12 protein-coding genes are annotated in these 12011 nt (G+C 71.0%); 9 read left to right on the top strand and 3 right to left on the bottom strand.

Going from position 1 to position 12011, the window contains the following annotated elements; all coding sequences use genetic code 11:
* Positions 1 to 190: 190 nt before the first annotated feature.
* Positions 191 to 769, bottom strand: a complete 579-nt coding sequence (pyrE, locus tag NFR93_RS09950) for an orotate phosphoribosyltransferase (protein ID WP_251452735.1) — start codon at positions 767 to 769, stop codon at positions 191 to 193.
* A 144-nt stretch (positions 770 to 913) separates the two neighbouring features.
* Here pyrE and NFR93_RS09955 point away from each other — a divergent pair, with 144 nt between their 5' ends.
* From NFR93_RS09955 to NFR93_RS09985, 7 genes are all read left to right on the top strand, one after another.
* On the top strand, positions 914 to 2458 hold the full coding sequence (locus NFR93_RS09955; protein ID WP_251452739.1) for a Re/Si-specific NAD(P)(+) transhydrogenase subunit alpha: 1545 nt from the start codon (positions 914 to 916) through the stop codon (positions 2456 to 2458).
* On the top strand, positions 2455 to 3855 hold the full coding sequence (gene pntB, locus NFR93_RS09960) for a Re/Si-specific NAD(P)(+) transhydrogenase subunit beta (protein WP_251452756.1): 1401 nt from the start codon (positions 2455 to 2457) through the stop codon (positions 3853 to 3855). Before NFR93_RS09955 ends, pntB begins: the two co-directional genes overlap by 4 nt.
* A gap of 30 nt (positions 3856 to 3885) precedes the next feature.
* Positions 3886 to 4725 carry an exodeoxyribonuclease III gene (locus NFR93_RS09965; RefSeq protein ID WP_251452772.1) on the top strand — a complete coding sequence of 280 codons (840 nt, stop codon included), beginning with the start codon at positions 3886 to 3888 and terminating at the stop codon, positions 4723 to 4725.
* Positions 4726 to 4775: 50 nt separating this feature from the next.
* Positions 4776 to 6041, top strand: a complete 1266-nt coding sequence (locus NFR93_RS09970) for a sensor histidine kinase (protein WP_251452775.1) — start codon at positions 4776 to 4778, stop codon at positions 6039 to 6041.
* Positions 6038 to 6697 (top strand): response regulator, encoded by a 660-nt coding sequence (locus tag NFR93_RS09975; protein ID WP_285814568.1) that lies wholly within the window; start codon positions 6038 to 6040, stop codon positions 6695 to 6697. Before NFR93_RS09970 ends, NFR93_RS09975 begins: the two co-directional genes overlap by 4 nt.
* Before the next feature lie 66 nt (positions 6698 to 6763).
* Positions 6764 to 7648 (top strand): ABC transporter ATP-binding protein, encoded by an 885-nt coding sequence (locus tag NFR93_RS09980; protein WP_251452783.1) that lies wholly within the window; start codon positions 6764 to 6766, stop codon positions 7646 to 7648.
* Entirely contained in the window at positions 7645 to 8748 is a 1104-nt protein-coding gene (locus NFR93_RS09985) for an ABC transporter permease (protein ID WP_251452784.1), read from the top strand. The genes NFR93_RS09980 and NFR93_RS09985 overlap by 4 nt, the downstream gene beginning before the upstream one ends.
* A 16-nt stretch (positions 8749 to 8764) precedes the next feature.
* Here NFR93_RS09985 and NFR93_RS09990 read toward each other — a convergent pair whose 3' ends face one another.
* Positions 8765 to 9172 carry a VOC family protein gene (locus tag NFR93_RS09990; protein WP_251452786.1) on the bottom strand — a complete coding sequence of 136 codons (408 nt, stop codon included), beginning with the start codon at positions 9170 to 9172 and terminating at the stop codon, positions 8765 to 8767.
* Positions 9173 to 9204: 32 nt separating this feature from the next.
* Entirely contained in the window at positions 9205 to 9786 is a 582-nt protein-coding gene (locus tag NFR93_RS09995; protein ID WP_251452788.1) for an ArsR/SmtB family transcription factor, read from the bottom strand.
* Positions 9787 to 9845: 59 nt separating this feature from the next.
* On the opposite strand from NFR93_RS09995, the gene NFR93_RS10000 reads away from it, so the two are divergent.
* Both NFR93_RS10000 and NFR93_RS10005 read left to right on the top strand, forming a co-directional pair.
* Complete coding sequence (locus NFR93_RS10000; protein ID WP_251452791.1) at positions 9846 to 11144, top strand: MFS transporter; 1299 nt, start codon at positions 9846 to 9848, stop codon at positions 11142 to 11144.
* Between the two features lie 109 nt (positions 11145 to 11253).
* Positions 11254 to 11835, top strand: a complete 582-nt coding sequence (locus NFR93_RS10005; protein WP_251452793.1) for a nitroreductase family protein — start codon at positions 11254 to 11256, stop codon at positions 11833 to 11835.
* Positions 11836 to 12011 lie beyond the last annotated feature (176 nt).

Raw genomic sequence — 12011 nt, forward strand, 5'->3', positions numbered from 1 at the left:
AGGACATCGTCGCCGAGGCGGCGGAGGGGAGACGCCCATGATCAGTGAGGTCGAGCAGAATCTGCTCTTCGGGGTCGCGTTCATCACCATCCTCGGCACGCTCAGCGTGTTCGTGTGGCAGTGGTGGCGCAACCGGGGACGCGACTGAATCGTCCGTCGTCCCCGAGATCGACCGGGTGCGACGAGGGGGCTACTGCGGCTCGAGTCCGAGGTCGTCGAGGTCGATGGCGGCGAGCCACTGCAGGCCCTCGGCCTCGACCGCGGCCTGCGCACCGGTCTTACGGTCGACGATGACGGCGACGGCGACCGGCTCCGCGCCTTCGCGCCGCAGTGCCTCGACCGCCTTGAGGGCCGACTGCCCCGTGGTCGAGGTGTCTTCGACGACGACCACGCGCTTGCCCGCGACATCGGCGCCCTCGACCTGGCGGCCGCGGCCATGGTCCTTGGGCTCCTTGCGCACCACGAAGGCGTCGAGCGGCTTGTGGGTGCGCGCCGACTCGTGCATGACCGCGTTGGCGATGGGGTCGGCGCCGAGCGTGAGACCGCCGACGGCGACGATGCCGTCCACGTCGCGGATGAGGTCGAGCATGATGCGGCCGATCGAGGGCGCCGCGCGATGGTCGAGGGTCAGCTTGCGCATGTCGACGTAGTACGTCGCCTGCGCACCGCTCGACAGGGTGAAGTCGCCGTGGAACACCGCTTCGTCCTGGATCAGGGCGATCAGATACTGGCGGTCGGCTTCGAGTTCGGGAGTGGACGCGACGGTCATGGTCCCGAGTCTATAAATCCCCGCTTCGTCCCGCGCCACCGGTCGATACCGCCCCGACGCGGCCGAGCCGGCCCGCGTCGCCCCTAGAGTCGTGTCGAGACCCGCGCGCGAGCGGTGCAGCACGCGCGCAGCATTGGAGCAGCCATGACGCGCATCGGCATCGTCGCCGAACCGCCCGGCGAGAACCGCGTCGCCGCCACCCCGCTCACCGTGCAGAAGATCGTCGCGCTGGGCTACGAGGTCGTGCTGGCCGCGGGGGCGGGTGCGGCATCCGCCTTCCCCGATCAGGCGTACGCGGATGCCGGCGCGACCGTCGTCGACGAGGCGACCGCGTGGGCGGCGGACGTGGTCCTCACCATCGCGCCGCCGCAGCCCGCCGACATCGCCCGTCTGTCGGATGACGCGACACTCATCGGGATGCTCTCGCCCGCGCTGCGTCCGGATCTCGTCGAGGCACTGTCCACTCGCGGGATCACCGCGCTGGCGATGGACGCCGTGCCGCGCATCTCCCGCGCGCAGTCGATGGACGTGCTCAGCTCGATGGCGAACATCTCGGGTTACCGTGCCGTGGTCGAGGCCGCCCACGAGTTCGGCCGCTTCTTCACCGGTCAGGTGACCGCCGCCGGCAAGGTGCCGCCGGCGAAGGTGCTCGTCGCGGGCGCGGGTGTCGCGGGGCTCGCCGCCATCGGCACGGCGTCGAGCCTGGGCGCCGTCGTCCGCGCCACCGACCCGCGACCCGAGGTCGCCGATCAGGTGCGGTCGATCGGCGGCGAGTACCTCGCGGTCGAGGTGGCGGAGCAGATGGTCTCGAGCGACGGCTATGCCAAAGCCACGAGCGAGGCGTACGACCGCCGCGCCGCCGAGATCTACAGCGAGCAGGCGGCCGACGTCGACATCATCATCACCACGGCGCTCATCCCCGGCCGGCCCGCGCCGCGCCTCATCACCGCCGACGACGTCGCACGTATGAAGCCGGGCAGCGTGATCGTCGACATGGCGGCCGCGCAGGGCGGGAACGTCGCGGGCTCGGTGGCCGGCGAGCGGGTGGTCACCGACAACGGCGTCGTGATCCTCGGCTACACCGATCTCGCCGGGCGGCTCCCCGCTCAGGCGTCGCAGCTGTACGGCACCAACGTGCTCAACCTGCTGAAACTGCTCACCCCGGGCAAGGACGGCCGCATGGTCCTCGACTTCGACGACGTCGTGCAGCGCGGTGTGACCGTGGTGCGCGACGGCCGGTCGACGTGGCCTCCCCCTCCCGTGCAGGTCTCGGCCGCCCCGCCGGCCAGGACGACGGATGCCGCAGCCGCCGCCCCGCCGGCGAAGACCGGCCTCTCCCGGACGGCCAGGACCGCGCTCGCCGTCGCCGGCGCCGCGGTCCTCTTCGGCCTCAGCGCCATCGCGCCCGAGCCGCTGCCGCAGCACCTCACGGTCCTGACGCTGTCCGTGGTGGTGGGCTTCTACGTCATCAGCAAGGTCACGCACGCCCTGCACACGCCGCTCATGAGCGTGACGAACGCGATCTCGGGCATCATCATCGTCGGCGCGATCGTGCAGCTGGCCGCGCCCGGGCTCGTCGTGCAGATCCTCGCGGCGGTCGCCGTGCTGCTGGCCAGCATCAACATCTTCGGCGGGTTCGCCGTCACCCGGCGCATGCTCGGCATGTTCTCGAAGGGCGACGCCCGATGACCGCCGCGTCGGTCGCGACCGCGGCGTACCTCATCGCCGCGCTGCTGTTCATCCTGAGCCTGGCCGGGCTCAGCCGCCACGACACCGCGCGCCGCGGCGTGACGTTCGGCCTCGTCGGCATGGCGATCGCCCTGATCGCCACGATCTGGCTCACCGCGTCGTCGGCGTGGGGGTCGCCGCAGGCGGCGCTCGGGCTGGGGCTGCTGATCGCGGCGATGCTCGTCGGCGGCGCCATCGGCCTGTGGCGGGCCCGCAAGGTCGAGATGACCGGCATGCCCGAGCTCATCGCCCTCCTGCACTCCTTCGTCGGCGCAGCCGCCGTGCTGGTCGGCTGGAACGGGGCGCTGTACGACACCGGCCTCGAGGGAGCGCTCGCCGACATCCATGACGCCGAGGTCTTCATCGGCGTCTTCATCGGCGCCGTGACCTTCACCGGGTCGATCGTGGCGTTCCTGAAGCTCTCGGGCCGCATGTCGTCGAAGCCGCTGGTCCTGCCGGGCAAGAACGCGCTCAACCTCGGCGCCCTCGTCGCGTTCGTCGGGCTGACCGTCTGGTACGTCATCACGCCCGAGCTGTGGCTGCTCATCGCCGTGACCCTGCTCGCCCTCGCCCTCGGGTGGCACCTGGTGGCCTCGATCGGCGGCGGCGACATGCCGGTCGTCGTCTCGATGCTCAACAGCTACTCGGGCTGGGCCGCCGCCGCGGCCGGCTTCCTGCTGGACAACGACCTGCTGATCGTCACCGGCGCCCTCGTGGGCTCGTCGGGTGCGTACCTCTCGTACATCATGTGCAAGGCGATGAATCGGTCGTTCCTGTCGGTGATCGCCGGCGGTTTCGGCATCGAGGCGCCGCGGGGCGACGACGCCGACCACGGCGAGCATCGCGAGGTGGACGCCGAGACCGTGGCCGACATGCTCACGGGCGCCTCCCGCGTCGTCATCACCCCCGGCTACGGCATGGCGGTCGCGCAGGCGCAGTACCCCGTTGCGGAGTTGACCGAGAAGCTGCGCGAACGCGGCGTGGACGTGAGGTTCGGCATCCACCCCGTCGCCGGTCGCCTGCCCGGGCACATGAACGTGCTGCTGGCCGAGGCGAAGGTGCCGTACGACATCGTGCTCGAGATGGACGAGATCAACGACGACCTCGCCGCCACCACGGTGGTGCTCGTGATCGGCGCGAACGACACCGTCAATCCGGCGGCGGCCGAGGATCCCACGAGCCCCATCGCCGGGATGCCGGTGCTGCGGGTGTGGGAGGCCGAGAACGTCATCGTGTTCAAACGGTCCATGGCCTCGGGCTATGCCGGTGTGCAGAATCCGCTGTTCTTCCGCGAGAACACCGCGATGCTCTTCGGCGACGCCAAGGACCGCGTCGAGGACATCCTCCGCGCACTGTGAGCCCGGCATCCGGGAAATATGCTGGGGTCTATGCGTCTTGCGACCTGGAACGTCAACTCCATCCGCGCCCGCGTCGACCGGATCGTCGACTTCACGGTGCGCGAGAGCATCGACGTCCTCGCCATGCAGGAGATCAAGTGCAAGGCCGAGCAGTTCCCGTTCGAGAAGTTCGAGGAGGCCGGGTACCACGTCGAGGCCCACGGCTTCTCGCAGTGGAACGGCGTCGCGATCGCCAGCCGCGAACCGATCGAGGACGTCGAGACCGCTTTTCCGGGGATGCCGGGCTTCGCCAAAGGCCATGAGGGGCCCGACGCGCCGCAGGAGGCCCGGGCGATCGGCGCCACCGTCGGCGGGGTGCGGGTGTGGAGCCTGTACGTGCCGAACGGCCGCGCGCTCGGCGACCCTCACTACGACTACAAGCTGCACTGGCTGAAGGCGCTCGAAGAGCACACCCGAGCGACCCTGCAGGCGAACCCCGATCTTCCGCTCGCGCTCGTCGGCGACTTCAACATCGCACCCACGGACGCCGACAACGGCGACCCCGCGGTCGTTCCGGGGTTCTCCACCCACGTCTCGCCGCTCGAACGCGACGCCTTCGCGGCGCTGGAGTCCGCCGGTCTGCAGGACGTCGTCCGCCCGCTCGTGCCCGCGGGCTTCACCTACTGGGACTACAAGCAGCTCCGCTTCCCCCGCAACCAGGGCATGCGCATCGACTTCATCCTCGGATCGCGCGCGCTCGCCGACGCCGTCGCCGGCGCGGCCATCCACCGTGAGGAGCGCAAGGGCGACGGCCCGAGCGACCACGTGCCGGTGGTCGTCGACCTCGACCTCGACGGCGGGGACGACGACGATCGCCCGATGATCTTCTAGTCCCCCGTGAGGGGGATGCCGGGCGCCGGCCTCCCCCGTAGCGTGGAGGGATGCCTCGCCCGCCCGAGCCCGCGCTGCGCCGCGCCCGTCCCACCCCCCGCGATCTGCGTGCCGACGTCTGGCTCGCCGGCGGCCTCCTCGTCGCGGCGGTGCTGAGCACCGCCCTCGGATCCGTGTCAGGCGTCTTCGGCGACGAGACGGCGGGCGTCGAGTGGGCGCTGCTGTACGCCGTCGCCCTCACGGCACCCCTGGCCGTGCGGCGCCGGTTCCCCGAGATCGTCGCCGTCATCGTCTCGGCGGCGTTCTTCGTGGCCGTCTCGGCCCGCATCCCCGAGATCTACGTGGGCAACGTGGCGATCTTCATCGCGATGTACACCGTCGGCGCGTGGGTCGAGGACCGCCGCCGGGCGGCGATCGTCCGCATCGCGATCATCGTCGGCATGTTCATCTGGCTGCTGGCGACGACCTTCCAGGCCGCGACCGCGCCCACCGAGGAGGGCCTGTCGCGGGTCGGCCTCTTCTCGCCCTTCGTGGCGTTCATGCTCATCCAGTTCCTCGTCAACGCCGCGTTCTTCGGCGGCGCGTACTACATGGGCGACCGGGCCTGGGCGGCCGCCCTCGAGCGCGCCGACCTCGAGCGGCGCACCGACGAGCTCGAGCGCGAACGCGAGGTGACCGCGGCGCAGGCCGTCGCCCTCGACCGCGTGCGCATCGCCCGCGAGCTGCACGACGTCGTCGCCCACCACGTCTCGGCGATGGGGGTGCAGGCCGGCGCCGCACGGGCGGTGATGGACCGCGACCCCGACGCCGCGCGCGACGCGCTCCGCGGTGTGGAAGGCTCGGCCCGCTCGGCCCTGGACGAACTGCGCCATCTGCTCGAGACGCTCCGGACCACCGACGCCGAGTCGGGTGATCCCTCGACCATCGGGCTCGAGAACATCGGCGAGCTCGTCGCCCACGCCTCGGCGACCGGGCTTCCGACGACGTTCCAGGTCGTCGGCGACCCCGTCGACGTGCCCGCCGTGGTGCAGGTCAACGCGTTCCGCATCGCCCAGGAGTCGCTCACCAATGCCCGCCGCCACGGCGGCCCCGGCACGACCGCCGACGTGCGCCTGCGATACACCCCCGACGCGCTCGAACTCGAGGTGACCGACACCGGTCGCGGTCGCGGGGAGTTCCGCCCGGGGCTCGGCATCGTCGGCATGCGCGAGCGCGCGGCCGCGTCGGGCGGCGAACTCGAGGTCGGCCCTCGCGAGCGCGGCGGCTTCCTCGTCCGCCTGCGCGCGCCCCTCCGCGCGGGGGCGGTCGCACCGTGACCATCCGGGTGCTCCTCGTGGACGACCACGCCGTCATGCGGGCCGGCTTCCGCATGATCCTCGAGAGCGAGCCCGACATCGCCGTCGTGGGCGAGGCGGCGACGGGAAGCACGGCGGTGGCCGCGGCATCCGCTCTTCGTCCGGACGTCGTGTGCATGGACGTGCAGATGCCCGACATGGACGGGATCCAGGCCACGCGCCTGCTCGCCGCCGACGCCGCCGTCGATGCCGCGATCGTGATCGTCACCACCTTCGACCGCGACGATTACCTGTTCGAGGCGCTGTCGGCCGGGGCGAGCGGGTTCCTGCTGAAGAACGCCGGGCCCGAGGAGCTGGTCTCCGCCGTGCGCGTGGCGGCGGCGGGCGACGCGCTGCTGGCCCCCGAGGTGACCCGGCGGGTCATCGCGCGGCTCGCACCCGCGTCCCCGAGTCCGGCGCCCGTCACCACGCCGCCTGCCGCGACCCCCGAGCTGACCGACCGCGAGACCGACGTGCTGCGCCTCGTCGCGCAGGCCATGAGCAACGCCGAGATCGCGAGTGCGCTCTACATCGGCGAGGCGACCGTCAAGACGCACGTGTCGAACGTGCTGCAGAAGCTCGGCGTTCGCGACCGCGTGGCCGCGGTCGTGTGGGCGCACCGGCACGGTCTGGCCTGACGTCAGCTGCGATCTCCGCCTCACGGGGGATGCCGTGAGGGGACCCTCGTCCGTAGCGTGGGAACCATGCTCGAACTTCAGGGGATCACCAAGCACTACGGCGAGCGCCGGGCGCTTGACGGCGTGTCGTTCACCGTCCGCCCCGGCCGCCTCACCGGCTTCGTCGGGGGGAACGGCGCCGGCAAGACGACCGCGATGCGGATCGTCCTGGGCGTCCTCGGTCGTGACGCCGGCACCGTCACCCTCGACGGCGTGGAGGTGACGGCATCCGATCGTCGTCGCTTCGGCTACATGCCCGAGGAGCGCGGGCTGTACCCGAAGATGAAGGTGCACGAGCACATCACCTACCTCGCCCGCCTGCACGGATTCGGCAAGACGGATGCCGCGACCCGCGCCCGCGAGCTGCTCGAGCAGCTCGGGCTCGGCGAACGCCTGAACGACAACGTCGAAGCGCTCTCGCTCGGCAACCAGCAGCGCGCGCAGATCGCCGCCGCCCTCGTCCACGACCCCGAGGTGCTGATCCTCGACGAGCCGTTCTCGGGCCTGGACCCGCTGGCCGTCGACGTGGTCGCCTCGGTGCTGCAGCGCCGCGCCGAGGCCGGCGCGGCCGTGCTGTTCTCGTCCCACCAGCTCGACGTCGTCGAGCGGCTCTGCGACGACCTCGTGATCATCTCCGGCGGCACCATCCGCGCCGCCGGCACCCGCGACGACCTTCGCCGGCAGCACTCCGCACGCCGATTCGAGCTGGTGTCGGCGGGCGACGCCGGGTGGCTGCGCTCCGAGCCGGGAGTCGAGGTCGTCGAGTTCGACGGCGGCTACGCCGTGTTCGACGTCGACTCCGACCAGACCGCCCAGCGCGTGCTGCGTCGCGCCGTCGACCAGGGCGACGTCGCGAGCTTCGCACCCCGGCATCCGTCTCTCGCCCAGATCTTCAAGGAGGTCATCCGATGAGCGCCGTCCGCACCCCCGCGCCCGCACCCAGCGCCGCCTCGAGCACGTGGCTCGTCGCCGAGCGCGAGATCGGCTCGAAGCTGCGCAGCAAGGCGTTCGTCATCTCCACCGCGATCCTTCTCCTGGGCGCCCTCGCGCTCGTGCTGTGGGGCGGGTTCGCGGCCGCTTCCGAGAGCGGCACCCCCGTCGCGGTGACGACCGACGCGCAGCGCTTCGTCGAGGACGTGCCGGGGCTCGAAGTGACCGAGGTGGACGCTCGCAGCGACGCCGAGGCCCTCGTCACCGGCGGCGACGTGGACGCGGCGATCGTGGACGACCCCGCCTCGCCGACCGGGTTCGCCGTGCTCGTGGAATCCACCCCGCCGTCGCAGCTGCTGCTGTCTCTCGCGCAGGTGCCGCCGGTCGAGATCCTCGATCCGCAGGGCGCGACCGCCGTGCTCGGGTACGTCGCCGCGGTCGGGTTCGGTGTGGTGTTCCTCATGGCCGCCTCGCTGTTCGGCGGCACCATCGCGCAGAGCGTCGTCGAAGAGAAGCAGACGCGCGTGGTCGAGCTGCTCATCTCGGCGATCCCGGTGCGCACGCTGCTCGCCGGCAAGGTCATCGGCAACACCGTGCTGGCGATGGGTCAGATCCTCATCCTCGCCTCGATCGCCGTCGTCGGGCTCACCGTCACCGGACAGACCGAACTGCTGCAGGGACTCGGGGGGCCGATCGCGTGGTTCGCCGTGTTCTTCCTGTTCGGGTTCGTGCTGCTGGCCTCGCTGTTCGCCGCCGCGGCCTCGATGGTCTCGCGCCAGGAGGACATCGGGTCGACCACGACGCCGCTGACGATGCTCGTGATGGCGCCGTACTTCCTCGTCATCTTCTTCTTCGACAACCCGCTGGTGCTCGGCATCATGTCGTACGTGCCGTTTTCGGCGCCGGTGGGCATGCCGATGCGCCTCTTCCTCGGTGAGGCGCAGTGGTGGGAGCCGCTGCTGTCGCTGGTGATCCTCGTGGTCACGTGCGTGGCCGCGATCGGGATCGGCGCGAAGATCTACCGCAACTCGCTGCTGCGGATGGGCGGTCGCGTCAAGCTGCGCGAGGCGCTCACCGGCTGAGCGCCTCGCCCGCGGCTCACTCGGGAACCATCCCGGGGACCATCTGGCCGACGGCGACGACGTTCCCGGCGGGGTCGCGGAACCACGCGATGTCGGGACCGTCCTCGAAGCCGCGCGAGATGCCCTTCTCGTCGGTGCCGTAGTCGGGGTCGGTGTAGATCTTGGTCGTGATCCCCCGGCCGTTGAGATCGTCGACGGCCGCTTCGACGTCGTCGACGCCGAAGTTCAGCACCGTGAACGACGCCGGCTCGTGGTTCTCCTTCTCGTAGACGAAGACGTGGCCCCCCGGCGCCAGCGAGATCGTCATGCCGCGCATCTCGGCGTTGACGTGGACCGGAAGGCCCAGCGTCTCGCCGTAGAAGCGCGCTGCTTCGTCGATGTCGTCCACCGAGAAGCTGCTGAAGGGATTGTCGGTTGTGAACATGTCCGCCTCCTCAGGCTTCATCCCCCTCGGCGTCAACGATCCTCCCGCGCCGTGGCGTTGTCCATAGGGTCGGCTCGGCCGCCGGCATCGGCCGCGTCGTCGGCGTCGGCGGACGGCGGGTTGAGGTCGGGATGGGTCATCACGACGAGCGAATACGGGTCTCCGCCGGGGTCGGGGCCGCGCTCCTTGAACTCCGTCAGGAGGTCGTAGAGGCGCTGGTCGAGCTCCGCCTTGTGCTCGGCGTTCAGGCGCAGTCCGAGCCACGACACGTCGACCTGTTCGGGGTCGACGCCCTCCAGCTGCTGCCGCACGGTCTCGATGATCACGACGGACTGGTTGGGGATGCGCGAGCGCCACGACAGGCCGGTCGCCCGGTACGGCACTTCCCGCGCGCCGCGGGCGCCGGTGCGCTCGGGCTGCGGGGCGAGCATCCCCGCTTCGACGAGCGTGCGGACGTGATGCAGGAGCGTGCCGGGGTTGACCGCGAGCAGCTCGGCGAGCTCCTTGTTGGTGCGGGCGTCGAAGGCGCACAGCCGCAGGATTCTCAGCCGCAGCGGCGAGCTGAGCGCGCGGGCGACGAACTCGGCGTGCTCGGGATCGTCGCGGTGGGTCATGCGCCCGATGCTACGGGAAGCGATTGACTTCTCTCAATCACTGATTCACACTGATCGACATGTCTCAATCGGTCGAGCCGCAGGTGGAGCGGCGTGCGGGATCGCGTGCGGGATCGCTGTGGCGGGACGGCAATTTCCTCACCATGTGGAGCGGGCAGGCGTTCAGCCAGTTCGGTGCGCAGATCACCGAGCTCGCCGTGCCGGTTCTCGCGGTGCTGCTGCTCGATGCCTCCGAGTTCGAGGTCGGCGTCCTCACCGCGGCGAACGTCGCGGCGTTCCTCCTCATCGGCCTGCCGGCCGGCGCCTGGATCGACCGCGTGCGCAAACGGCACGTGATGATCGCCGCCGACGCCGTGCGCGCGGTCGCCTTGGCGAGCCTGCCGCTGCTGTGGTGGGCCGGAGTGCTGCAGATCTGGCACATGATCGCCGTCGCGTTCGTGCTCGGCATCGCGACGGTGTTCTTCGACGTGTCGTACCAGTCGATCGTGCCGTCGCTGGTGCGGTCGTCGCAGATCGCCGAGGCCAACGGCAAGCTCGAGTCGACGTCGCAGCTCGCCGGCATCGCCGGCCCTGCGGCGGGCGGCTGGCTGGTCGCCGCATTGACCGCTCCCGTGGCGATCCTGGCCACCGTCGGCACCTACGTCGCGTCGATGATCGCGCTGCTGTTCACCCGCGACGACGAGACGGTCGCCCCCGCCGACGAGCACCCGCCGCTGTTCCGGTCGATCGGCGAGGGGCTGCGGTGGGTGTTCGGCAACCCGCTGCTGCGGCGCATCGTGGGCACGACGTCGGTGTCGAACTTCTTCAGCACGCTGACCTTCACCCTGCTGCCGATCTTCCTGCTGCGGGAGCTGGGATTGACGCCCGCCGCGATGGGCGTCATCTTCTCGCTCAGCGCGATCGGCGGCCTCTGCGGAGCCGTTGCCACCCCGCACATCGTGCGCTGGATCGGCGAGGCGCGCGCGATCCCGATCAGCTCGATCGGGTTCTCGGTGGTGGGGCTCGCCCTGCCCGCCGCCGCCTGGGTCCCCGACCTCGCCTTCCCCCTGCTCGTCGCGCAGGGATTCCTGGGGATGTTCACCGTCCTGCTCTACAACATCACCCAGGTGACCTTCCGCCAGCGCATCACGCCTCGCCGGCTGCTCGGCCGCATGAACGCCTCGATCCGCTTCGTCGTCTGGGGGGTCATGCCGATCTCGGCGCTCCTGGCCGGCGCCTTGGGGACGTGGCTCGGCACGGTGCCGACGATGTGGATCGGCGCGCTCGGCGGTGTGCTGTCGGCCCTCTTCGTGGTGATCGGCCCGTTCTGGGGGATGAGGGAGCTTCCGGATGCCGCACCCGCCGACGAGCGCGGGTGACGGCATCCGCGGTACCTGACATCATTCGGGAATGAACGGCACTCCATTCCGTTGCATAGATCGGGCCGACGGCGTCCCGACCGAACCGCAACATCTCAGGGAGTCAGTCATGACCACTGCCATCGATCGCACCGCCGACACCGACGCACCGATCCTCGACGTCCTCGCCGAGCGCTGGAGCACCCGGATCTTCGACGCGCACGCGCCCATCGACGAGAGCGCCCTCGCGAGCGCCCTCGAAGCCGCCCGCTGGACGCCCACCGCGGCGAACCTGCAGCCGTGGCGCCTCATCGTCGCCCGCCGCGGCACGGACCAGCACGCGCGCATCGTCGAGACCCTCGCCGGCTTCAACAGCGCGTGGGCCGGTGACGCCGCCGTGCTCGTGGTCTTCATCGCCGAGACCGAGCGCGACGGCCAGACGCTGGACTGGGCCGTGTACGACACCGGCCAGGTCGCCGCGCACTTCACGATCCAGGCGCACGCGAACGGACTGTCGACGCACCAGATGGGCGGCTTCGACCGTGCCGCTCTGTCCCAGGCGTTCGAGCTGGCGCCCGAGCTCACGCCGGTGACCATCGCCGCGGTCGGCGAGCTGGGCGACATCCGCGCGGCCTCGGACGAGCTGCAGGCGCGCGAGAACGCCCCTCGCACCCGCCGCTCCCTCGACGAGTCGGTGCTCGTCGACGCGTGATCTCGAGCCGGCGGCGGGGCCGAGCGCGCCGCCGCCGGCCGTCTGGCGGTGCGTCCCCGACCGTCAGGCCCAGTGACGCGTGCGCACGCGTCACGCTTTGCCCCGCGACACGCCGTCTCCCGGGGGCGCGTGCGCACGCGTCACCGCTCGCTCGGGAGTAGCGTGCGCGGGCGGAT

It is taken from the genome of Microbacterium sp. Marseille-Q6648 (assembly GCF_943181415.1).
Lineage (GTDB): Bacteria > Actinomycetota > Actinomycetes > Actinomycetales > Microbacteriaceae > Microbacterium.